Origin of the sequence: Helicobacter pylori, assembly GCF_003638305.1 — a bacterium.
In the GTDB taxonomy this organism is placed as follows: Bacteria; Campylobacterota; Campylobacteria; order Campylobacterales; family Helicobacteraceae; genus Helicobacter; species Helicobacter pylori_DJ.
The window spans coordinates 58,910-81,345 of the sequence record NZ_MVYP01000002.1 but is presented as its reverse complement, the minus strand read 5'-3'; the positions used below and the strand labels follow the sequence as shown (position 1 = coordinate 81,345).

The window sequence follows — 22,436 nt, the reverse complement described above, 5'->3', positions numbered from 1 at the left end:
AGGTTCTCTAAAGCATGCGTTACTTTCTTGTAGTTTTCTTGTTTTTGTTTGTGGGTTGCATGAAAAAGGATTTCACGCTCAAAGATTTATCCTTGCCCCAAGAGGCTTCAAGCTATCTTGCAAACTCTCAAAATGGCAGTCATAATAACCAAAGCATTGACCCCCAAGCGTTAAGAGAAAATCTAAAAGAGAGCTATCTCAAAGCGTGGTATTCCCCATGGCTAGATGCGAAAGTCAAAAGCAATAAAAAAGAAGTGTTTTGGATCCTTAAGGAAATGAATAAATCCACCGGTTATGGCGAAGATCTAAAACCCAACGCAAAAGCTTTCAATGACGAGCTTATTAAAAGCATGGATATTGCGCATTACCCGAGCGCTAAGATTAAGGCTGTTGTGGTGCGAGATAGCGATGTGAGGGCTGTGCCTACTAACAAGCCTTATTACCTTTCTCAAAAAGGCTATCCTTTTGATAGGTATCAAAATTCGCTGATTTTTCAAGGCACGCCGGTTCTAGTCACGCATTTTAATCTAGATAAAACTTACGCCCACATTCAAAGCAGTTTTGTTTATGGCTGGATTAAAGTCAGCGATTTAGCTTACATGCGCGATAAAGACATAGAGCTTTTAACCAAGCTTAAAAATTATGTCATGCCCATAAAAGACAAGATCCCCCTTTATACAGACTATGGGGATTTTTACACCGATGCTAGGGTGGGCGAATTGTTCGCTCTCATCCCCCAAAGTCAAAACGCATCTCAAAACCCCCAAAAAAAGGAATTGAAAGCCTATGGTTTTTTGAAGGACGCTAAGGGCTATGTAGCTTTACAAAGCGTGATCTTAGATGAAAAGGATTTTTTTGTTTTCCCTAAGGCTTTTACTAGCGAGAACATGGCGTATTTTATAGACACCATGCTAGGGCAAAAATACGGCTGGGGTGGGCTATTGGGCAACAGAGATTGCTCGGCTTTCACTAGGGATAGTTTCGCTAATTTTGGTATTTTGCTCCCCAGGAATTCCTACGCGCAAAGCCGTTATGCGAACAATTATGTGGATTTAAGCTCCATGAAAGCCAAAGAAAAAGAAGACTACATTATTAAAAACGCCACGCCTTTTGGCACGCTCATCTACTTAAAGGGGCATATCATGCTCTATTTAGGCGCATACAACCATCAAGCGATAGTCGCTCACAGCATTTGGTCGGTGCAAACCCAAAAGCATTTTAAAACCTTGAGCCATAAAATAGGGGGCGTGGTGATCACTTCATTATGGTTAGCCGAAGAACATAATGGGGCGTTTTCTAAAAAGAAATTATTGATTGATAGGGTGCTTGGAATGAGCGATTTGAAAGATTTTGTCCATAAAACTTCAAGCCCTTTGAATGCGAATTGATTTTCTTATACTATGATTACGATTTATCAATTTAAAACATTTGGAGAAAGACAATGAGTATGGAATTTGATGCTGTGATTATTGGAGGTGGGGTTTCAGGGTGCGCGACCTTTTATACTTTGAGCGAATACAGCTCTTTAAAGCGCGTGGCTATCGTGGAAAAATGCTCTAAATTAGCTCGAATCAGCTCCAGCGCTAAGGCTAATTCACAAACCATTCATGATGGCTCTATTGAAACGAATTACACTCCTGAAAAAGCTAAAAAAGTGCGTTTGAGCGCTTATAAGACTAGGCAATACGCGCTCAATAAAGGCTTGCAAAATGAAGTGATTTTTGAAACCCAGAAAATGGCTATAGGCGTGGGCGATGAAGAATGCGAGTTCATGAAAAAACGCTACGAATCCTTTAAAGAAATCTTTGTGGGGCTAGAAGAATTTGACAAACAAAAGATTAAAGAATTAGAGCCTAATGTGATTTTAGGGGCTAATGGCATAGACAGGCATGAAAACATTGTCGGGCATGGTTATCAAAAAGATTGGAGCACCATGAATTTTGCGAAGTTGAGCGAAAACTTCGTTGAAGAAGCTCTAAAATTAAGGCCTAACAACCAGGTGTTTTTGAACTTCAAAGTGAAAAAGATTGAAAAACGCAACGACACTTACGCGCTCATTTCAGAAGACGCTGAAGAAGTGTATGCTAAATTCGTGTTAGTCAATGCCGGCTCTTACGCTTTGCCTTTGGCTCAGAGCATGGGCTATGGCCTGGATTTAGGGTGCTTGCCTGTGGCGGGCAGCTTTTATTTTGTGCCGGATTTATTAAGGGGTAAGGTTTATACCGTTCAAAACCCCAAACTCCCTTTTGCAGCCGTGCATGGCGACCCTGATGCGGTCATTAAAGGAAAAACACGAATCGGGCCTACCGCTTTAACGATGCCTAAATTAGAGCGCAACAAATGCTGGCTTAAGGGCATTAGCTTGGAATTGTTGAAAATGGATTTGAATAAAGATGTGTTTAAAATCGCGTTTGATTTGATGAGCGATAAAGAAATCCGTAATTATGTGTTTAAAAACATGGTTTTTGAATTGCCCATTATCGGTAAAAGGAAATTTTTAAAAGACGCTCAAAAAATCATCCCCTCTCTTAGCCTAGAAGATTTAGAATACGCTCATGGTTTTGGCGAAGTGCGCCCACAAGTTTTAGACAGAACCAAGCGAAAGCTGGAATTGGGCGAAAAAAAGATTTGCACCCATAAAGGCATCACTTTTAACATGACCCCTTCTCCAGGTGCGACGAGTTGTTTGCAAAACGCCCTTGTGGATTCCCAAGAAATCGCTGCGTATTTGGGTGAAAGCTTTGAATTAGAGCGCTTTTATAAAGATTTATCCCCAGAAGAATTGGAAAATTAAAACGCATGCAAAACGAACAAGAAGCCCGAGAAATCGCTAAAAAAGCCGTTCAAATCGTGTTTTTTTTAGGGATTGTGGTGGTGCTTTTGATGATGATAAACCTTTACATGCTCATCAATCAAATCAACGCGAGTGCTAAAATGAGCCAACAAATCAAAAAGATAGAAGAAAGGCTTAACCAAGGGCAAAAATAAAGGCTTTGGCTTATTAAGCATGAGTAACAAAATTAAAAAAGCTTAAAGGCATTTTTTAAAATAAATACAATAAAAGAGCTTGCGAAAAGCAAGTGATAGCCTCTTTAAAAGCAGTCTTTTGGGGTTAGAGGGTCTTTAGTTGGGGGTTGTAGGGGAGGGTTATTGTAAAATACCCCCCTATTCTTTTAAGAAAATGCATTTTACTTAAGAAATGAGTTTTACCATAAAATCAAAAGCAGTCAAACAAATTTTTTAAAAACCCTATTTTTAAACTTTAAACTTTCCTTAAATTCAGCAATATTTAAGCTTATTTCCTTATAATAGTCGCTTTAATTTTATCAAAGGATTCTCATGACAAAGACTGCTAAAGTCAATGACATCGTTCGTGATTGGGTCGTTTTGGACGCTAAAGACAAGGTTTTTGGCCGCTTGATCACTGAAATCGCTGTGCTTTTAAGAGGCAAACACCGCCCTTTTTACACCCCTAATGTGGATTGTGGGGATTTTGTGGTGGTTATCAACGCTAATAAGGTTAAATTTTCAGGCATGAAATTAGAGGATAAAGAGTATTTTACCCATTCAGGCTATTTTGGCAGCACTAAGAGCAAGACTCTCCAAGAAATGCTAGAAAAAACCCCCGAAAAGCTCTACCACTTAGCCGTTAGGGGCATGCTCCCTAAAACGAAATTAGGGAAAGCGATGATTAAAAAACTCAAAGTTTATCGTGATGATAAGCACCCTCACACCGCACAAACTAGCAAAAAGGACGCTAAATGAGAAAAATCTATGCTACCGGTAAAAGAAAAACCGCTATCGCTAAAGTGTGGCTCACTCCGGGTAAAGGCGAATTGAGTATCAATGAGCAGAGCCTGAATCAATGGTTAGGCGGGCATGAAGCCATTAAAATGAAAGTCATGCAACCCCTACTTTTAACCAAACAAGAGCAATCTGTGGATATTAAAGCGGTGGTTTTTGGTGGGGGCTACTCAGCGCAAGCGGAAGCCTTAAGGCATGGCATTTCTAAAGCTTTGAACGCTTATGATATTGCTTTTAGAGCCATTTTAAAACCTAAGGGCTTGCTCACTAGGGATTCAAGGGTGGTTGAACGCAAAAAATATGGTAAAAGAAAGGCCAGAAGAAGCCCGCAATTCTCTAAAAGGTAATTTTTATTTCTTTAGCTCTTCTTTGGGGGGGCTTTGGCTCTCTTTTATTCTACTTTTTGTTCTCTCTTGTTTTATTAAAATTTCAAAATAATGTATAATAATCGTTCTCTATCAATTCGTTTTAAAAGGGCAAAGGGAATGAAATCTACAAGAATTGGTTCTAAAATTGTCATGATGGTGTGTGCGGTTGTTATTATCATTAGCGCTATTATGGGCGTTATTATCAACCACAAGGTTGAAAGCGTGTTGCAAAGCCAAGCCACAGAATTGTTGCAAAAAAAGGCTCAGTTAGTCAGTTTTAAAATTCAAGGCATCATTAAACGCATTTTTATTGGCGCTAATACCCTTGAAAAATTTTTAAGCGATGAAAATAGTGCTATCAACGACACCCTAAAAAGGCGCATGCTCTCTGAGTTTTTACTGGCAAACCCCCATGTGCTATTGATTAGCGCAATTTATACGAATAATAATGAACGAATTATCACTGCAATGAACATGGATTCAAAAATCGCTTACCCTAATACCGCGCTCAATGAAAACATGGCCAATCAAATCCATTCGCTCAAAAGTATAACCCATTCAGATCCCTATTATAAAGAGGTTAATGGCGATAAAATCTATGGCATGGATATTACCCTCCCCCTAATGGGTAAAAATCAAAATGTGATAGGCGCGCTGAATTTCTTTTTAAACATTGACGCTTTTTATACCGATGTAATAGGCCAAAAAAAGAGCAACACCTTTTTAATGGGGAAAGATGGCAGGCTTTTAATCAACCCTAATCGTGAGATTCAAGATAAAATTTTAAGCGCCATCAATCCAGATAAACGAGTCGCTAAAGCTGTGGAGTATTATGACAAAAACGAAGCGGGCACTTTGAGCTACCATTCATTGAGCGGGAATACAGAAACCTTTTTAGCCATACAGCCCTTTGATCTTTTTGAAGAAAAAGGGAATAACGGCAATCATTGGCGTTGGGCAATCGGAAAATATGTCAATAAATCTTTAGTCTTTAAAGAAGCGACAAACACCAAATTCATTATTATCACCACTTTGATTTTAGGCGTGCTGGTGTTAGCCTTTTTAGTCTTTATCATCGTTTCTAGCCTCATAACCAAACGCATCAGTAGGGTCAATAACACCCTAAATGGTTTTTTCAACTTACTCAATAACCCCAAAAATAACCATGCCATAAGCCTAACGCCCCCAAGCGCTTATGATGAAATCGGGCAAATGCAAGCTTCCATTAATGAAAATATCCTTAAAACCCAAGAAAACATTCAAGCCGATAATAAAGCCATTCAAAACAGCATTGAAGTGGCTAATTTTGTGGAAAATGGGGATTTCACGCAAGAAATCGCATGCGTGCCTAAAAACAAAGACTTGCAAGCTTTAAGAAGCACGATTAATAGCATTATCCAGTATTTCCGCAACCAAATTGGTGCCAATATTGAAGCCCTAAATAACGCCCTAGAGCATTATAAAAACCTGGATTTCACCCACCACATCCAAAACCCCAAAGCCAACATGGAAAAAGCGCTCAACACTTTAGGGCAAGAAATTTCTAGCATGCTTAAAGCTTCTTTAGGGTTTGCGAACACGCTCAATCATGAATCCAAAGATTTAAAAACTTGCGTGGATAACTTGACTAAAACCGCCCACAAGCAAGAAAGAAGCTTAAAAAACACCACCCAATCCTTAGAAGAAATCACTAATATTATTACAACAATTGATTCTAAAAGCCAAGAGATGATCTCTCAAGGCGAAGACATTAAAAGCGTGGTGGATATGATTAGAGATATTGCCGATCAAACGAATCTATTAGCCCTAAATGCTGCTATTGAAGCCGCACGAGCCGGTGAGCATGGCAGAGGCTTTGCGGTGGTGGCTGATGAGGTGAGGAAGCTCGCTGAAAGGACGCAAAAATCCCTCAGCGAGATTGAAGCCAATATCAATATTTTAGTTCAAAGCATTGCCGATAACGCCGAGTCTATCAAAATGCAAAACAAGGGCGTAGAAAACATCCACAACTCCATTAACGCCTTGCAACAAGATGTGCAGGATAATTTGACTATCGCTAACCATTCCTTACAAGTCAGCGCAAAAATTGATGGGATTTCCCAAGATATTTTAGAAGATGTGAGCAAGAAGAAATTTTGATTTCTGCTTTTAATTTTGAGCGTCTAAAATGTGAAACCGCCCCCTTTTTCTAAAGCAAGGGGATTTCTAGCTGTAAAGTGTTCTAACGGACGCTAATGCGAAAGGCTCTTTAAAGTCTGCATGGGCATTTCTTACCCTAAAAAGATTAGAGGTATTTTGTTAGCTTGAATATAGCCTAAGCGCTTACATCTTGCGCCCTAAAGGACGGAGTTTTTTGCGCTAGTTTGATGATAAAAAGTTTTGGTTGGATTTTTAAAAGCGTTCTTAGGGGGAGTGTTAGTTGTGGGGGTTAAAGGGGTATCAAAATATCCCCCTATCCCCCTTAAAAGAATGGTTTTTACTACAAATAAAAAATACCCATTGAAGTTTTGGCTATCAATCTTTGATTAAAAACAAGGCTAGTTTTAACCAAAGAGCTAGGGTTTAATCTCAATTCCCCATATCGCCCATATCCCCCATGTCTCCCATATCGCCACCCATATCGTCGTTCATATCCCCCATATCGCCCATGTCATCGTTGCCATTACCCATGTCGTCGTTCATGTCGTTCGCGTTGTTCATGTCATCGCCCATGTCGTTGCCGTTGCTCATGTCGTCATTAGCGTTACCCGCATCATCGTTGCCGTTGTTCATGTTGCTCATATCATCAGTGTTACCGGTATCGGTGTTACCAGTGTCCGTATTGCCGGTATCCGTGTTATTCATATCGCCGGTATTGTTGCCGCTAGCATCTTTATCATCAGTGGGGGTGTCGTTTGCGTTGCCGGTGTCAGTGGTGTTAGTGTCCATGTGATCATCATTGTGATCATCGTTGGTGGTGTTGTTAGGGTTTATGAGCGCGTTACTCCCTTGATCTTTGCTGTCATTTGCATGGGTGTTGTCCATGTTGTTAATAGGCGTTTGTTGCGCAGGTTGTTGCATAGGGTTATTCATCGCATCATTCAAATCGTCTCTGTCATCGCCATCAATTTTCAAACTCCCGTCTAAATAATTCCCCACCACATCGCTGCTATGGCTTAATTGTTGCACGCTGTCTAGGGCTTTATCCACTTGGGCTTGTTGCTCGCTTGAAAGCCCTTTTTGATCTTTTAAGTCATTGTCTAGTTGGTTGAGGTTATTGTCTAATTTGTCCCTCACTTCCATAGCTTTATTGACCACTGAATCAATCTTACTAGGACTCGCCCCGTCTTGCTTCATCTCTTTGATTTGCCCCACTAAATGGTTAAGCTCTTTGGCTTGAGAAGTAATTGCATCCACGCTTTTAGTGGGCATGGCTTTAGTGTGGAAGAGCGAATTGTCTTTGAGCATGCGGCTGTTGTCTAAATTGACTAAGGCACTATTCAAGCGGTTGGTTTGAATGCCTTTACTGAATTTGGGATCACGATAAAAGCTCATGAGATTTGCTGGTTGCGAAGATTTATCGTCCTTATCGTCTTTGTCATCATCAGTAGGCGTATCAAGTTGGTCAGTAGAAGCGTCATGGTCTAAAATCTCTTCTTGATCGAGCGCATACATGTAATTTTCTAACATCAAGTAATCTTGAACTTGCATCATGAAAAACATGTTAGGGTAGAACCCATACATGCCATCATAAAAGTCATAAAAATCATACATGCCCATTCCATACATTCCATACATGCCCATGCCATACATGCCATACATGCCATAATAAGGGCTATAGTAAGAGTTGTAATAGTTGTTGCTCCTGTAATAAGGGCTTTGAGCCTTTTCATTCTCTTGTTGTTTTTTAAGATACGCCCCTACCACGCTCAAATCAGCGAGCATCTTTTGAGCCGTTTTTTGATCTTTTAAAGAAATCCCTAAGGGGATATAAATACCGGTGCGGTAGCTATAAAAAGAATCCCTAGCGATGATTTTAAGGCAATATTTCAAATTCTTTTGCAATTTTAGGGCTTGCCTTAAACGCGCATGCGCTCTAAAATTCCCCAAGATGCCGGAGTTAAAACGCATTTTTTCCACTAGCGCGCTGAATTTTTTCGCATCGCCATTAGCCGCATTGATATAGTTTAAAGCAGTAGCTCCCCACTCTTTGGTGCTGCTTTTATAACCCCCAAAATTCACTATTTTTGGCGTTAATTCCCCTTTTAATTGCGAATCTTTTAAATCAAACAACGCCCTATTCACGCTGATAGCGTTCAAACTGAGTGTCATTATAAAAAGTATTTTTATAGCTTTCATTGATAACCTTAAAAAATATCTCTTGCGAGCATTATAGACTATTTTTAGAAATCAAAATGATTTTTGAAAACAAGCCAAAGTAAAAAATCAAATCCCAAAACAAAAGGTTCTGTTTTAAACGCTTCTTTAGTTTTAAAAAACTTTCTTAAACAAAAACCTAACCCCCCAACACAACAAAACAAACACCACAAAAAAAGAAAAAAGAAACCAACAGAGAGAAAACCCTCTGTTAAAAAGAAGAAAAAGGATTAGAAGTTGATCATGTAGTTAAAATAGATAGAGAAGTTCCTTTTATAGAACACATCTACTGATCCATCTACGCCCCTTTCCTTATAGAATTGGTTGGTAAATAAAGGCAATTTAAAGCCCACTTCAATCCCACTGTGTTTAGAAAAATTGCTCCTAAAACCAAATTCAACAGGCATTTGGAAATAGCTCGTGTTCATGCTCGCTGAACAGCCTGCGGTGTTGTTGCAAATTTGCATTTGAGATTTTAAGTAGCTCTCTCCTTGAACGATAAACGAATCCCCTCCTAACCCAAAGCCCACGAACAACCCTGCTGTGTTATAGCTCTCTTTACTTTCATAGAAGTTATAGAGCGCATCAAAGCCCACGCCATAAGTGAAGTTATTCACTTGAGACGCGCCCTCCATGATTCCAAGCTGGCTCCCCACAAAGCTTAAATTCGCATGGTTATAGCTGTAGTATCCATAAGACCTAAAGCCAAAGCGTTTGGTTTTACCAAAGAACCACTTATACCCTGCCATCGCATCTACCCCATACATTTGCCCGTAATTATTGGTATTAATCACGCTTGGCGTTTCTTGGGCTGGAGCTACTTGATTGCCGCTAAACATTGAAGTGTCTATCGGGGTGTTATTGTTAGCGCCTGGGGTGCGGGTGGTGTTTTGGTTTTCTAAATTAGAATATTGAAACCCTCCCCCTAAAAACGTGCCGCTTTTTTCTGCCATAGACACACCAAAGGCTAATGCCATACCTAAAAAAACTTTTTTCATTCAAAACTCCTTAATATGAGAAATCCTAAGGATTTCTTTTTTATTGCATTCATGCTATGACACAAAAATATAGGGATCTATCAAAATTTGAGAGTTGTCCTTGAATACATTCGCTTCTACAGAATACAATTCGCTCTTACAAATATTAAGCTTTGGAGTTATATCACAAAAAAGTGAATTTTTTGTTAAGAATGGGTTAAATAAATCGTTTTATGTTTTAAAAATGTATTTATATATAAAAATATATATATAGAATTTAAAATTATATTTATAACTAGATTTTATGGAAGCTTTTACGCTGTTTTTGTGTGGGGCGAAAATTTAGAGCATGTAAACATGTTAGGGTTTGTGGTAGTAGTGGGTGGCTATCTTAAAAAATGCTTGAGTGTTTTATCGCTTTGTTTTATCGTTTTAGTAATGGTCTTATTCAAACTGGCTTTGAGCATGAGCGATTAAAGGGTTGATCACTTCATCTAAATTCCCTGAAAGCATGATTTCTTCTAAACTATACAGAGTTAAATTGATTCTATGCTCGCTCAAGCGGTTTTGCGGGTAATTATAGGTGCGGATCCTTTCGCTCCTGTCCCCACTACCCACTTGCTCCTTTCGGTCTTTAGCGTTAGCGAGCTGTTGCTCTTCAATTTGTTTTTCATAAAGGCGCGCTTTTAGGATTTTTAGGGCTTTGTCCTTGTTTTTATGCTGGGATTTTTCATCTTGCATGCTCACGCTGATATTGGTGGGAAGGTGCGTGATGCGAACCGCAGAGTCTGTGGTGTTGACGCATTGCCCCCCATGCCCGCCAGCGCGAAACACTTCAATCTTTAAATCGCTAGGGTTGATAGAAACTTCCACATCATCCACTTCAGGCATGATCGCCACTGTGATAGCGGAAGTGTGGATTCGCCCTTGAGATTCTGTCTCGGGGACTCTTTGGACTCGATGCGTGCCTGCTTCAAATTTGAGCCTTGAATACACGCCCTTGCCCTTAATCAAAGCGATGATTTCTTTATAGCCCCCTACGCTGTTTTCGCTAGAGCTTACTATCTCCACTTTCCATTTTTTCAAATCCGCATAACGGCAATACGCTTTAAACAAATCCCCTACAAAAATGCCCGCTTCATCGCCCCCCGTGCCGGCCCTTAACTCTAAATAGATGTTTTTATCATCGTTAGGATCTTTGGGGATAAGGAGTTGCTTAATGGCAGTTTCTAGCTCGCTTTTTTGGATTTCTAAAATTTTTAACTCTTCTTTAGCCAGTTCGCTCAATTCCTTGTCTTCTAAAAGCTCTTTATTTTCTCTAATGCCCTCCAAAACGCTCAAATACTCCTTACTCGCTATGGAGATTTCTTCAATGGAGCTTTGCTCTTTGCTCAATTCGGTGAGTTTTTTAATATCGCTAATCACTTCAGTGCTAGAAAGCAACGCCGTGAGTTCATCGTATCGTTTGAGAATGGAAGAAAGCTTTTCAGCTAGAATGGACATGCGAGACTACCTATAAAAAGATGTGAATAAAAAATACAACAATCTAAAAAACGCAAAACTTAAAAAGAAGCCCAATAACAAAACCCATTACTGAGCTTAAAGAAGTTAAAAACACCCCAAAACTAAGCGAGAGCGATTTTTTTCACTGAAGCGTTAAGCCTTGAAACTTTCCTAGAAGCGGTGTTTTTCTTTAAAATCCCTTTGCTGACAAATTTATGCAACTCTTTGTTAGCGATTTTCAAACGCTCTTGAGCTTTTGCTACATCATTGACAGCGACCGCTTCACGCACGGCCTTAATGATATTTTTAATTTTAGTTTTATAGAACCTGTTGCGTTCGGTTCTTTTAATGGTCTGTCTGATTCGCTTTTCTGCGGACTTATGATTTGCCATAGCCTTGTTTTAATCCCTTTGTAATGTAAAATTTGGCATAATCCTATCTAAAAATTGATTAAAAATAGTTTAAAAGGTATTTTATAACGATGAAAATTTTTGGGACTGATGGCGTGAGGGGTAAAGCAGGGGTGAAACTCACCCCCATGTTTGTGATGCGTTTAGGCATTGCTGCCGGGTTGTATTTTAAAAAACATTCTCAAACGAATAAAATTCTAATCGGTAAAGACACTAGAAAAAGCGGCTATATGGTAGAAAACGCTTTAGTGAGCGCTCTCACTTCCATAGGCTATAATGTGATCCAAATAGGGCCTATGCCTACCCCTGCGATCGCGTTTTTAACCGAAGACATGCGCTGTGATGCGGGCATTATGATAAGCGCGAGCCACAACCCTTTTGAAGACAATGGTATTAAGTTTTTCAATTCTTATGGCTATAAGCTTAAAGAAGAGGAAGAAAAAGCGATTGAAGAAATCTTTCATGATGAAGAATTACTGCATTCTAGTTATAAAGTGGGCGAAAGCGTCGGTAGCGCTAAAAGGATAGATGATGTCATAGGGCGCTATATCGTGCATTTAAAGCATTCTTTCCCCAAACATTTGAATTTACAAAATTTAAGGATCGTGCTAGATACCGCTAATGGCGCGGCTTATAAGGTAGCTCCGGTCGTTTTTAGCGAGCTTGGGGCTGATGTGTTAGTGATTAATGATGAACCTAATGGGTGTAACATTAATGAGCAGTGCGGGGCTTTACACCCTAACCAATTGAGCCAGGAAGTGAAAAAATACCGCGCGGATTTAGGCTTTGCTTTTGATGGCGATGCGGATAGGCTAGTGGTGGTGGATAATTTAGGGAATATCGTGCATGGGGATAAGCTTTTAGGGGTGTTAGGGGTTTATCAAAAATCTAAAAACGCCCTTTCTTCTCAAGCGATTGTCGCCACGAGCATGAGCAATTTAGCCCTTAAAGAATACTTAAAATCCCAAGATTTAGAATTGAAGCATTGCGCGATTGGGGATAAGTTTGTGAGCGAATGCATGCAATTGAACAAAGCCAATTTTGGAGGCGAGCAAAGCGGGCATATCATTTTTAGCGATTACGCTAAAACCGGCGATGGCTTGGTGTGCGCTTTGCAAGTGAGCGCGTTAGTGTTAGAAAGCAAGCTTGTAAGCTCTGTTGCGTTAAACCCCTTTGAATTATACCCCCAAAGCCTAGCGAATTTGAATATCCAAAAAAAGCCCCCTTTAGAAAGCCTGAAAGGTTATAGCGCTCTTTTAAAAGAATTAGACCAATTAGAGATCCGCCATTTGATCCGTTATAGCGGCACTGAAAACAAATTACGAATCCTTTTAGAAGCTAAAGACGAAAAATTGCTCGAATTGAAAATGCAAGAATTAAAAGAGTTTTTTGAAGGGCATTTGTGCTAAACACCACCCAACAAAGCCTGTTGGTTTTTATAGGGGTTTTTTTTCTTATTTTTGGCGTGGATCAAGCGATTAAATACGCTATTTTAGAGGGGTTTCGCTATGAAAGTTTGGTTATAGATATTGTTTTGGTGTTCAATAAAGGCGTGGCGTTTTCCTTGCTCAGTTTTTTAGAGGGGGGTTTGAAATACTTGCAAATCCTTTTGATTTTAGGGCTTTTTATTTTTTTAATGCGCCAAAAGGAGCTTTTTAAAAACCATGCGATAGAGTTTGGCATGGTGTTTGGCGCTGGGGTTTCTAATGTTTTGGATCGGTTTGTGCGTGGGGGCGTGGTGGATTATGTGTATTATCATTATGGCTTTGATTTTGCCATTTTTAACTTCGCTGATGTCATGATAGATGTGGGCGTGGGCGTTTTATTGTTAAGACAATTCTTTTTTAAGCAAAAACAAAACAAAATTAAGGCATAATCACTCCTTTTAAAATAAAAGGTCGCGTAGCTCAGTTGGTAGAGCACTACCTTGACATGGTAGTGGCCGCTGGTTCAAGTCCAGTCGTGGCCACCATTATCACTCCAATTTTAATTCTCATTTTTTTGTGGGTTTTTGATCTTTATAAATTCTAAAGGGGTGTTAAACACGCTTCCAATAACGATTTTATAGCACTTCAAAACTATAACACTAATTCATTTTAAATAATAATTAGTTAATGAACGCTTCTGTTAATCTTAGTAAATCAAAACATTGCTACAATTACATCCAACCTTGATTGCGTTATGTCTTCAAGGAAAAACACTTTAAGAATAGGAGAATGAGATGAAACTCACCCCAAAAGAGTTAGATAAGTTGATGCTCCACTACGCTGGAGAATTAGCTAGGAAACGCAAAGAAAAAGGCATTAAGCTTAACTATGTAGAAGCAGTAGCTTTGATTAGTGCCCATATTATGGAAGAAGCGAGAGCTGGTAAAAAGACTGCGGCTGAATTGATGCAAGAAGGACGCACTCTTTTAAAACCAGATGATGTGATGGATGGCGTGGCAAGCATGATCCATGAAGTGGGTATTGAAGCGATGTTTCCTGATGGGACCAAACTCGTAACCGTGCATACCCCTATTGAGGCTAATGGAAAATTAGTTCCTGGTGAGTTGTTCTTAAAAAATGAAGACATCACTATCAACGAAGGCAAAAAAGCCGTTAGCGTGAAAGTTAAAAATGTGGGCGACAGACCGGTTCAAATCGGTTCACACTTCCATTTCTTTGAAGTGAATAGATGCCTAGACTTTGACAGAGAAAAAACTTTCGGTAAACGCTTAGACATTGCGAGCGGGACAGCGGTAAGGTTCGAGCCTGGCGAAGAAAAATCCGTAGAATTGATTGATATTGGCGGTAACAGAAGAATCTTTGGATTTAACGCATTGGTTGATAGGCAAGCAGACAACGAAAGCAAAAAAATTGCTTTACACAGAGCTAAAGAGCGTGGTTTTCATGGCGCTAAAAGCGATGACCACTATGTAAAAACAATTAAGGAGTAAGAAATGAAAAAGATTAGCAGAAAAGAATATGTTTCTATGTATGGCCCTACTACAGGCGATAAAGTGAGATTGGGCGATACAGATTTGATCGCTGAAGTAGAACATGACTACACCATTTATGGCGAAGAGCTTAAATTCGGCGGTGGTAAAACCCTAAGAGAAGGCATGAGCCAATCTAACAACCCTAGCAAAGAAGAACTGGATTTAATCATCACTAACGCTTTAATCGTGGATTACACCGGTATTTATAAAGCGGATATTGGTATTAAAGACGGCAAAATCGCTGGCATTGGTAAAGGCGGTAACAAAGACATGCAAGATGGCGTTAAAAACAATCTTAGCGTGGGTCCTGCTACTGAAGCGCTAGCCGGTGAAGGTTTGATCGTAACGGCTGGTGGTATTGACACACACATCCACTTCATTTCACCCCAACAAATCCCTACAGCTTTTGCAAGCGGTGTAACAACCATGATTGGTGGCGGAACCGGTCCTGCTGATGGCACTAATGCGACTACTATCACTCCAGGTAGAAGAAACTTGAAATGGATGCTCAGAGCGGCTGAAGAATATTCTATGAACTTAGGTTTCTTGGCTAAAGGTAACGCTTCTAACGATGCGAGCTTAGCCGATCAAATTGAAGCCGGTGCGATTGGCTTTAAAATCCACGAAGACTGGGGTACCACTCCTTCTGCAATCAATCATGCGTTAGATGTTGCGGACAAATACGATGTGCAAGTCGCTATCCACACAGACACTTTGAATGAAGCTGGTTGTGTAGAAGACACTATGGCTGCTATTGCCGGACGCACTATGCACACTTTCCACACTGAAGGCGCTGGCGGCGGACACGCTCCTGATATTATTAAAGTGGCCGGCGAACACAACATTCTACCCGCTTCCACTAACCCCACTATCCCTTTCACCGTGAATACAGAAGCCGAACACATGGACATGCTTATGGTGTGCCACCACTTGGATAAAAGCATTAAAGAAGATGTCCAGTTCGCTGATTCAAGGATTCGCCCTCAAACCATTGCGGCTGAAGACACTTTGCATGACATGGGGATTTTCTCCATCACTAGTTCTGACTCTCAAGCGATGGGTCGTGTGGGTGAAGTTATCACTAGGACTTGGCAAACAGCTGACAAAAACAAAAAAGAATTTGGCCGCTTGAAAGAAGAAAAAGGCGATAACGACAATTTCAGGATCAAACGCTACTTGTCTAAATACACCATTAACCCAGCGATCGCTCATGGGATTAGCGAGTATGTAGGTTCAGTAGAAGTGGGCAAAGTGGCTGACTTGGTATTGTGGAGTCCAGCATTCTTTGGCGTGAAACCCAACATGATCATCAAAGGCGGATTCATTGCGTTAAGTCAAATGGGCGATGCGAACGCTTCTATCCCTACCCCACAACCGGTTTATTACAGAGAAATGTTCGCTCACCATGGTAAAGCTAAATACGATGCAAACATCACTTTTGTGTCTCAAGCGGCTTATGACAAAGGCATTAAAGAAGAATTAGGGCTTGAAAGACAAGTGTTGCCGGTAAAAAATTGCAGAAACATCACTAAAAAAGACATGCAATTCAACGACACTACCGCTCACATTGAAGTCAATCCTGAAACTTACCATGTGTTCGTGGATGGCAAAGAAGTCACTTCTAAACCAGCCAATAAAGTGAGCTTGGCTCAACTCTTTAGCATTTTCTAGGATTTTTAGGAGCAACGCTCCTTAAATCCTTAGTTTTTAGCTCTCTGATTTTTTGTTTATCAAAAAATTGGGGGCTTTTTTTTGTTTTTATTTTTTGTCAATTTACTATTTTTCTTTATGATTAGCTCAAGCAACAAAAGTTATTCGTAAGGTGCGTTTGTTGTAAAAATTTTGTTTTGGAAGGAAAAGGCAATGCTAGGACTTGTATTGTTATATGTTGGGATTGTTTTAATCAGCAACGGGATTTGCGGATTAACCAAAGTCGATCCTAAAAGCACTGCGGTGATGAACTTTTTTGTGGGCGGACTTTCCATTGTTTGTAATGTGGTGGTCATCACTTATTCCGCGCTCCACCCTACAGCCCCTGTAGAAGGTGCAGAAGATATTGTTCAAGTATCGCACCATTTGACTAGTTTCTATGGGCCAGCGACTGGGTTATTGTTTGGTTTTACCTACTTGTATGCGGCTATCAACCACACTTTTGGTTTGGATTGGAGGCCTTATTCTTGGTATAGCTTATTCGTAGCGATCAACACTGTTCCTGCTGCGATTTTATCCCACTATAGCGATATGCTTGATGACCACAAAGTGTTAGGCATCACTGAAGGCGATTGGTGGGCAATCATTTGGTTGGCTTGGGGTGTTTTGTGGCTTACCGCTTTCATTGAAAACATCTTGAAAATCCCTTTAGGGAAATTCACTCCATGGCTTGCTATCATTGAGGGTATTTTAACCGCTTGGATCCCTGCTTGGTTGCTCTTTATCCAACACTGGGTGTGATATGATCATAGAGCGTTTAGTTGGCAATCTAAGGGATTTAAACCCCTTGGATTTCAATGTGGATTATGTGGATTTAGAATGGTTTGAAACGAGGAAAAAGATCGCTCGTTTTAAAACCAGGCAAGGCAAAGACATGGCCATACGCCTTAAAGACGCTCCCAAGTTGGGTCTCTCTCAAGGGGATATTTTATTTAAAGAAGAGAAGGAAATTATCGCCGTTAATATCTTGGATTCTGAAGTCATTCACATCCAAGCCAAGAGCGTGGCAGAAGTAGCGAAAATATGCTACGAAATAGGGAACCGCCATGCGGCTTTATACTATGGCGAGTCTCAATTTGAATTTAAAACACCATTTGAAAAGCCCACGCTAGCGTTATTAGAAAAGCTAGGGGTTCAAAATCGTGTTTTAAGTTCAAAATTGGATTCCAAAGAACGCTTAACCGTGAGCATGCCCCATAGTGAGCCTAATTTTAAGGTCTCACTAGCGAGCGATTTTAAAGTGGTCATGAAATAGAAAAGAAATAGAAAATAACAGAATGGATAAAGGAAAGAGCGTGAAAAGCACTAAAAAAAGCGTGGGTACGCCCCCAAAAACCCCAAAGACAGACGACAACGCCAATAGTCATGTGGATAACGAATTTCTGATCTTGCAAGTCAATGATGCGGTGTTCCCTATTGGCTCTTACACGCATTCTTTTGGGCTAGAAACTTACATCCAGCAAAAAAAGGTTACCAATAAAGAAAGCGCTTTAGAGTATTTAAAAGCCAATCTTTCTAGCCAATTCCTTTACACGGAAATGCTGAGCTTGAAATTAACCTATGAAAGCGCCCTCCAACAGGATTTAAAAAAAATCTTAGGGGTTGAAGAAGTTATTATGCTATCCACAAGCCCCATGGAATTACGATTAGCCAATCAAAAGCTAGGCAATCGCTTCATTAAAACCTTAAAAGCCATGAACGAATTAGACATGGGTGCATTTTTTAACGCTTACGCTCAACAAACCAAAGATCCCACCCATGCCACTAGCTATGGCGTTTTTGCGGCGAGTTTGAACATTGAATTGAAAAAGGCTTTAAGGCATTATCTTTATGCGCAAACTTCTAACATGGTGATCAACTGCGTTAAAAGCGTCCCACTATCTCAAAACGATGGGCAAAAAATCTTATTGAGTTTGCAAAGCCCTTTTAACCAGCTCATAGAAAAAACCCTAGAACTAGACGAAAGCCACCTGTGTGCGGCAAGCGTTCAAAACGACATTAAGGCGATGCAGCATGAGAGTTTATACTCGCGCCTTTATATGTCTTGAATTTTAATCTCAAATTGAAAGGAATTTTATGGTAAAAATTGGAGTTTGTGGTCCTGTAGGAAGCGGTAAAACCGCCTTGATTGAAGCTTTAACGCGCCACATGTCAAAGGATTATGACATGGCGGTTATCACTAATGATATTTACACTAAAGAAGACGCAGAGTTTATGTGTAAAAATTCGGTGATGCCACGAGAGAGGATTATTGGCGTAGAAACAGGAGGCTGTCCTCACACCGCCATTAGAGAAGACGCTTCCATGAATTTAGAAGCGGTAGAAGAAATGCATGGCCGTTTCCCTAATTTGGAACTGCTTTTGATTGAAAGCGGAGGCGACAACCTTTCAGCGACTTTCAACCCAGAGCTAGCGGATTTTACGATTTTTGTGATTGATGTGGCTGAGGGCGATAAAATCCCCAGGAAAGGTGGCCCAGGAATCACGCGCTCAGACTTGCTTGTCATCAATAAAATTGACTTAGCCCCCTATGTGGGAGCGGACTTGAAAGTCATGGAAAGGGATTCTAAAAAAATGCGCGGCGAAAAGCCCTTTATTTTTACAAATATCCGTGCTAAAGAAGGCCTAGATGATGTGATCGCTTGGATTAAGCGCAACGCTTTATTGGAAGATTAATGAACACTTACGCTCAAGAATCCAAGCTCAGGTTAAAAACCAAAATAGGGGCTGATGGGCGGTGCGTGATTGAAGACAATTTTTTCACTCCCCCCTTTAAGCTTATGGCGCCCTTTTACCCTAAAGACGATTTAGCTGAAATCATGCTTCTAGCGGTAAGCCCTGGCTTAATGAAAGGCGATGCGCAAGACATGCAATTACACATCGGTCAAAATTGCAAGTTAAGGATCACTTCGCAATCCTTTGAAAAAATCCATAACACTGAAGACGGGTTTGCTAGCAGAAACATGCATATCGTTGTGGGGGAAAACGCTTTTTTGGACTTCGCACCCTTCCCGTTAATCCCCTTTGAAAACGCGCATTTTAAGGGCAATACCACGATTTCTTTACGCTCTAGCTCCCAATTGCTCTATAGTGAAATCATTGTCGCCGGGCGAGTGGCGCGAAATGAGTTGTTCCAATTCAACCGCTTGCACACCAAAATCTCTATTTTACAAGATGAGAAACCTATCTATTATGATAATACGATTTTAGATCCCAAAACCACCGACATGAGTAACATGTGCATGTTTGATGGCTACACGCACTATTTGAATCTGGTGCTTGTCAATTGCCCCATAGAGCTGTCTGACGTGCGAGAATTGGTTGAAGAGAGCGAAGGAGTGGATGGAGCCGTGAGCGAGATTGCTAGTTCTCATTTATGCCTAAAAGCTTTAGCGAAAGGCTCAGAACCCTTGTTGCATTTAAGAGAAAAAATCGCTCGCTTCATCACGCAAACCACCACGCCAAAGGTTTGAAAGCACTTTAAAAAGATTAAATCCCTTTAGTCTTTTTAACCCCCCCCACTTTTTTTAACTCTCTTTTTTTAACCCCCCCTTTTTTTAATCTTGTAAGCTGAAGGGCCTAAACTCAGTGCGGCTGTCTTTGGAAAGCTCTATGAAGAGCGCGTTGTGTTCGCTTGGTGAGGGTAAACCGCTTTGGAGGGCGTTCAAGTTTTCCCCATTGCACCTAAAGGCTAGGCATTGCTTGAAGTGGTTGCTTAACAATTCTCTTAACTTGTCAAGATGGTAATTAGTTTTAATTTGTTTGTAGTCATGTGCAAAAATGACGCAATACTGCTCGTTGTCTGTGGCTTTTTCTAAAAACGATTTTAACTTTTCTGCCCCTACTTTGTCGTGCAATTCTTTCGCTTCGTTGAGATTGTCTATCACAAGCGCACTATTAGGGCGGTTAGTAGTGGCATCTAAAGCGTTTAAAGCGTTTTCTATGGGCGTAATACCGTATTCTTTTTGCACATCAAAAGACCTTATCAAGCGTTTTTCTTTATTGCAAAAAACCAATTCTTTGTTCGCGCTCTTAATGTTTTGGAACAAGAGTTTCATTAAAGCGATGCGAGCGTTTAAATCTTGGCTAACCACTAACAAATGCGATTCGTTGTTTTCAAACTCCACTATCAAGTCCTTTTGCTCATAATCCACTTCTTTGCCCAGATGCAAACGCATTTCATTAGCCTTAAGGATATTGGGCATTTTTAAAGGTGTCTCGCCATTATAGATTTTACGCTCTATGGGTGCAAGGTTTCTTTGGTTAAATTCAGCGTGTATTTTTGTGAGAAAAGATTTGAAATCATCAGGGGCTTTAGGGATACTCATCTTGGTGTGGTATTTTTTATGCCCTCCGTTGTTGTTGAAAATGCCTTCTGGCCTGACAAGCTCACAAGCCGCATCATCGCCCAAAACACTACTGCTGTCTTCTGCATCCATAGGCAAAGCGATGCGGTTGGCGATTTGAGCCTTAAAGCTTGGATTAATGTCAGTGCCGCGCATGGTTTGAGTGGCTAAAACTAAATGCACCCCATAGCTGCGGCCCTTTTTGAGTAGGGTGTTTAAATGCCGCTCCACCTCACCTTTTCCTTTTTTATCGTTAAAAAGCACCTGAAATTCATCAATCACTACGATCAATCTGGGCATTTCGTCATGCTTTCGGTAATCGCTTAAGTCTTTCACCTTAAACTGCTTGAACCGATCGGCTCTTTTTTCCATTTCACCGCAAAGCCATTTCAAGAAAGTGATGCCATAAGAGATTGAACTCGCCACGCTCACCAACCTCGCATGCTCTAAAGGGGGATCTGCTACATACGCGTTAAATTCCACCCCCTCTTTATAGTCTAACAAAAAAAGTTGGACTTCATTGGGCGCGTAGTAGAAGGCTAGATTTTGGATCAACACATGCAAGAAATTGGATTTCCCGCTCCCGCTGTGCCCGCAAATGAGCGTGTGGTTTTGTTCGTTACCGATTTCAAAACACACTTCCTTATGGTTAATATCCCACCCCACCGGCACAACCACCTCATGCTGAGAGCTTTTAGTCCAAAATTCTTTATCCCTTTGTAAGTCTTTCAATTCCCTTTTAATTTCTTTTTTTTTGCTTGTAATACGCTTTAATTCTATCAGCGAAGTCTTTCATGTGCTGGGATTTAATACCTTGATCATTGATGACTTCTACATTAAGGTATTTTAAGCGTTCAAAACTTGTCCTATCTTTAAAAAACTCCGCATAATTTTTCAAATATTCTGCGGATTGATTGTTTTTTTCGCTCTCCAAATTGACAAAGCTCAAAACCCCATTTTTAGAGCCAAAACGCACGATTTTTTCCAAATAATAAAGCGCGTCTTTACTCAAAGCATCTACCCCGCTTAAAAAAAGCGCTTTTAAAGGCAAGCGGTCTTCTTTTTCTTCATTATAATGCGCAAAATCTCTAAAACCGGCTAATTTTTCTTGCAAATTAACCTTTAAATATTCATACAAATGCTTTAGGGCTTCTTCTATTTCCTTGCTTTCGGTCAAAATCCTTTGCTGGTAAATAAAATCATTGTCTTTATTTAAAAGCCTTCTGGCCAGATTGAAAATACCCCCCAAACTCAACGCATCAATTAAAATCACTTCCAGTTGCACTAAAGGCACGCTGGAGAGTAAGTGCATGAGCATTTCTCTCAAAAACTGCCCGTCTTTTTCATGCTCTATATACAAGCTTTTAGGGGGGAAAGGATAAACTTTAGGCAATAAAAATTCCATATTAGCGCCATTTTTGCCCCTAACATGCAACAAACCACAGCTTAAAAATTTAGGGTAAGTGGTCGTTTCATTGAATTTTGGCGCGTCTATGAATTGCGCTTGAATTTGCCTGATACTCTTTTGATAGTCCTCTATTTTTAAAGTGGATGGCCTAAGAAAACTCTCTGGCTCTTTTTTAGCAACAACCTTATCTAAGGCGTCGTCTAATTCTTTTAATAAATTACCCGCATCAATCATTTTTATCCTTAAGATATTCATCATAGCGTCTCTTAGCTTCTCTTTCATGCTCTTTGGCTTCACGCATAAGCCTATCGATCTCGCTTGGTGAATGGAAATTCATATCAATTTGCTTCTCCAAATACTTGGCTTCTTCAATTTGCTCGTTGATTTTTCTTCTTTGGTATTGAGTGTCTTGCTCTAAATTTTCTAAGTCATGCGCGATTTTTAGCATCTCCTCTAGCACCTCACTTTTAAGTTTCTGCCCCAAATCATCTTGCATGGCGTTTTCTACAAATTCATCGCAAATCTTTCTTAATTTATTGGTGCAACCCTCCAAAAAAACTTTATGAGAAAACAT

The 22,436-nt window shown here is 40.2% G+C and carries 20 protein-coding genes, 1 tRNA gene and 1 pseudogene; 16 read left to right on the top strand and 6 right to left on the bottom strand.

Features of this window, described 5'->3' with window-relative positions:
- Positions 1-14: 14 nt before the first annotated feature.
- The 6 genes from EAL04_RS01350 to tlpC all read left to right on the top strand — a co-directional run bounded on the left by EAL04_RS01350 (position 15) and on the right by tlpC (position 6,311).
- Positions 15-1,388, top strand: a complete 1,374-nt coding sequence (locus tag EAL04_RS01350; RefSeq protein ID WP_120972749.1) for an SH3 domain-containing C40 family peptidase — start codon at positions 15-17, stop codon at positions 1,386-1,388.
- 53 nt (positions 1,389-1,441) lie between these two features.
- Positions 1,442-2,794: an FAD-dependent oxidoreductase gene (locus EAL04_RS01345; RefSeq protein WP_120972747.1), complete on the top strand. Its 1,353-nt coding sequence runs from the start codon at positions 1,442-1,444 to the stop codon at positions 2,792-2,794.
- 5 nt (positions 2,795-2,799) lie between these two features.
- Positions 2,800-2,988 (top strand): DUF5408 family protein, encoded by a 189-nt coding sequence (locus EAL04_RS01340; RefSeq protein WP_001178798.1) that lies wholly within the window; start codon positions 2,800-2,802, stop codon positions 2,986-2,988.
- 351 nt (positions 2,989-3,339) lie between these two features.
- Positions 3,340-3,765 carry a 50S ribosomal protein L13 gene (gene rplM, locus EAL04_RS01335; RefSeq protein WP_000167675.1) on the top strand — a complete coding sequence of 142 codons (426 nt, stop codon included), beginning with the start codon at positions 3,340-3,342 and terminating at the stop codon, positions 3,763-3,765.
- Positions 3,762-4,151 carry a 30S ribosomal protein S9 gene (rpsI, locus tag EAL04_RS01330; RefSeq protein ID WP_001227269.1) on the top strand — a complete coding sequence of 130 codons (390 nt, stop codon included), beginning with the start codon at positions 3,762-3,764 and terminating at the stop codon, positions 4,149-4,151. The genes rplM and rpsI overlap by 4 nt, the downstream gene beginning before the upstream one ends.
- Before the next feature lie 138 nt (positions 4,152-4,289).
- Positions 4,290-6,311, top strand: a complete 2,022-nt coding sequence (gene tlpC, locus EAL04_RS01325) for a methyl-accepting chemotaxis protein TlpC (protein ID WP_120972745.1) — start codon at positions 4,290-4,292, stop codon at positions 6,309-6,311.
- A 429-nt stretch (positions 6,312-6,740) separates the two neighbouring features.
- Here the strand turns inward: tlpC and EAL04_RS01320 are convergent, their stop codons facing one another.
- From EAL04_RS01320 to rpsT, 4 genes are all read right to left on the bottom strand, one after another.
- The gene (locus EAL04_RS01320) at positions 6,741-8,510 is read right to left on the bottom strand and encodes a dentin sialophosphopreproprotein (RefSeq protein ID WP_120972743.1); all 1,770 of its coding nucleotides are present in this window, start codon (positions 8,508-8,510) and stop codon (positions 6,741-6,743) included.
- Positions 8,511-8,758: 248 nt separating this feature from the next.
- On the bottom strand, positions 8,759-9,526 hold the full coding sequence (locus EAL04_RS01315; RefSeq protein WP_120972742.1) for an outer membrane protein: 768 nt from the start codon (positions 9,524-9,526) through the stop codon (positions 8,759-8,761).
- 423 nt (positions 9,527-9,949) lie between these two features.
- On the bottom strand, positions 9,950-11,008 hold the full coding sequence (gene prfA / locus EAL04_RS01305; protein WP_120972739.1) for a peptide chain release factor 1: 1,059 nt from the start codon (positions 11,006-11,008) through the stop codon (positions 9,950-9,952).
- 122 nt (positions 11,009-11,130) lie between these two features.
- Positions 11,131-11,400: a 30S ribosomal protein S20 gene (rpsT, locus tag EAL04_RS01300; RefSeq protein ID WP_001273615.1), complete on the bottom strand. Its 270-nt coding sequence runs from the start codon at positions 11,398-11,400 to the stop codon at positions 11,131-11,133.
- Positions 11,401-11,489: 89 nt separating this feature from the next.
- Between rpsT and glmM the strand changes: the two genes are divergently transcribed.
- The 10 genes from glmM to EAL04_RS01250 all read left to right on the top strand — a co-directional run bounded on the left by glmM (position 11,490) and on the right by EAL04_RS01250 (position 19,581).
- Entirely contained in the window at positions 11,490-12,827 is a 1,338-nt protein-coding gene (gene glmM / locus EAL04_RS01295) for a phosphoglucosamine mutase (RefSeq protein WP_120972737.1), read from the top strand.
- On the top strand, positions 12,821-13,294 hold the full coding sequence (gene lspA / locus EAL04_RS01290; protein WP_120972735.1) for a signal peptidase II: 474 nt from the start codon (positions 12,821-12,823) through the stop codon (positions 13,292-13,294). The genes glmM and lspA overlap by 7 nt, the downstream gene beginning before the upstream one ends.
- 20 nt (positions 13,295-13,314) lie before the next feature.
- Positions 13,315-13,390: transfer RNA gene (locus EAL04_RS01285), tRNA-Val, on the top strand.
- A 249-nt stretch (positions 13,391-13,639) separates the two neighbouring features.
- On the top strand, positions 13,640-14,356 hold the full coding sequence (gene ureA / locus EAL04_RS01280; RefSeq protein ID WP_000779231.1) for an urease subunit alpha: 717 nt from the start codon (positions 13,640-13,642) through the stop codon (positions 14,354-14,356).
- Positions 14,357-14,359: 3 nt separating this feature from the next.
- Positions 14,360-16,069 carry an urease subunit beta gene (gene ureB, locus EAL04_RS01275; protein WP_000724295.1) on the top strand — a complete coding sequence of 570 codons (1,710 nt, stop codon included), beginning with the start codon at positions 14,360-14,362 and terminating at the stop codon, positions 16,067-16,069.
- A gap of 192 nt (positions 16,070-16,261) precedes the next feature.
- Entirely contained in the window at positions 16,262-16,849 is a 588-nt protein-coding gene (gene ureI, locus EAL04_RS01270; RefSeq protein WP_000901274.1) for an acid-activated urea channel protein UreI, read from the top strand.
- A gap of 1 nt (position 16,850) precedes the next feature.
- Entirely contained in the window at positions 16,851-17,363 is a 513-nt protein-coding gene (gene ureE, locus EAL04_RS01265) for an urease accessory protein UreE (protein WP_120972733.1), read from the top strand.
- Positions 17,364-17,385: 22 nt separating this feature from the next.
- The gene (locus tag EAL04_RS01260) at positions 17,386-18,156 is read left to right on the top strand and encodes an urease accessory protein UreF (RefSeq protein WP_120972731.1); all 771 of its coding nucleotides are present in this window, start codon (positions 17,386-17,388) and stop codon (positions 18,154-18,156) included.
- A 28-nt stretch (positions 18,157-18,184) separates the two neighbouring features.
- Positions 18,185-18,784, top strand: coding sequence for an urease accessory protein UreG (gene ureG / locus EAL04_RS01255; protein WP_000238762.1), 600 nt, complete (start codon positions 18,185-18,187; stop codon positions 18,782-18,784).
- Positions 18,784-19,581, top strand: coding sequence for an urease accessory protein UreD (locus EAL04_RS01250; protein WP_120972729.1), 798 nt, complete (start codon positions 18,784-18,786; stop codon positions 19,579-19,581). Before ureG ends, EAL04_RS01250 begins: the two co-directional genes overlap by 1 nt.
- Before the next feature lie 84 nt (positions 19,582-19,665).
- Here EAL04_RS01250 and EAL04_RS01245 read toward each other — a convergent pair.
- Both EAL04_RS01245 and EAL04_RS01240 read right to left on the bottom strand, forming a co-directional pair.
- Positions 19,666-22,096: pseudogene (locus tag EAL04_RS01245) on the bottom strand (FtsK/SpoIIIE domain-containing protein).
- Positions 22,089-22,436: a hypothetical protein gene (locus EAL04_RS01240; protein ID WP_120972727.1), complete on the bottom strand. Its 348-nt coding sequence runs from the start codon at positions 22,434-22,436 to the stop codon at positions 22,089-22,091. Before EAL04_RS01240 ends, EAL04_RS01245 begins: the two are co-directional and overlap by 8 nt.

Bases quoted from the DNA above. Each gene is read 5' to 3' on its own strand.
- EAL04_RS01350 (WP_120972749.1), top strand. From the start codon at position 15: ATGCGTTACTTTCTTGTAGTTTTCTTGTTTTTGTTTGTGGGTTGCATG.
- EAL04_RS01345 (WP_120972747.1), top strand. From the start codon at position 1,442: ATGAGTATGGAATTTGATGCTGTGATTATTGGAGGTGGGGTTTCAGGG.
- EAL04_RS01340 (WP_001178798.1), top strand. From the start codon at position 2,800: ATGCAAAACGAACAAGAAGCCCGAGAAATCGCTAAAAAAGCCGTTCAA.
- rplM (WP_000167675.1), top strand. From the start codon at position 3,340: ATGACAAAGACTGCTAAAGTCAATGACATCGTTCGTGATTGGGTCGTT.
- rpsI (WP_001227269.1), top strand. From the start codon at position 3,762: ATGAGAAAAATCTATGCTACCGGTAAAAGAAAAACCGCTATCGCTAAA.
- tlpC (WP_120972745.1), top strand. From the start codon at position 4,290: ATGAAATCTACAAGAATTGGTTCTAAAATTGTCATGATGGTGTGTGCG.
- EAL04_RS01320 (WP_120972743.1), bottom strand. From the start codon at position 8,510: ATGAAAGCTATAAAAATACTTTTTATAATGACACTCAGTTTGAACGCT.
- EAL04_RS01315 (WP_120972742.1), bottom strand. From the start codon at position 9,526: ATGAAAAAAGTTTTTTTAGGTATGGCATTAGCCTTTGGTGTGTCTATG.
- prfA (WP_120972739.1), bottom strand. From the start codon at position 11,008: ATGTCCATTCTAGCTGAAAAGCTTTCTTCCATTCTCAAACGATACGAT.
- rpsT (WP_001273615.1), bottom strand. From the start codon at position 11,400: ATGGCAAATCATAAGTCCGCAGAAAAGCGAATCAGACAGACCATTAAA.
- glmM (WP_120972737.1), top strand. From the start codon at position 11,490: ATGAAAATTTTTGGGACTGATGGCGTGAGGGGTAAAGCAGGGGTGAAA.
- ureA (WP_000779231.1), top strand. From the start codon at position 13,640: ATGAAACTCACCCCAAAAGAGTTAGATAAGTTGATGCTCCACTACGCT.
- ureB (WP_000724295.1), top strand. From the start codon at position 14,360: ATGAAAAAGATTAGCAGAAAAGAATATGTTTCTATGTATGGCCCTACT.
- ureI (WP_000901274.1), top strand. From the start codon at position 16,262: ATGCTAGGACTTGTATTGTTATATGTTGGGATTGTTTTAATCAGCAAC.
- ureE (WP_120972733.1), top strand. From the start codon at position 16,851: ATGATCATAGAGCGTTTAGTTGGCAATCTAAGGGATTTAAACCCCTTG.
- EAL04_RS01260 (WP_120972731.1), top strand. From the start codon at position 17,386: ATGGATAAAGGAAAGAGCGTGAAAAGCACTAAAAAAAGCGTGGGTACG.
- ureG (WP_000238762.1), top strand. From the start codon at position 18,185: ATGGTAAAAATTGGAGTTTGTGGTCCTGTAGGAAGCGGTAAAACCGCC.
- EAL04_RS01250 (WP_120972729.1), top strand. From the start codon at position 18,784: ATGAACACTTACGCTCAAGAATCCAAGCTCAGGTTAAAAACCAAAATA.
- EAL04_RS01240 (WP_120972727.1), bottom strand. From the start codon at position 22,436: ATGTTTTCTCATAAAGTTTTTTTGGAGGGTTGCACCAATAAATTAAGA.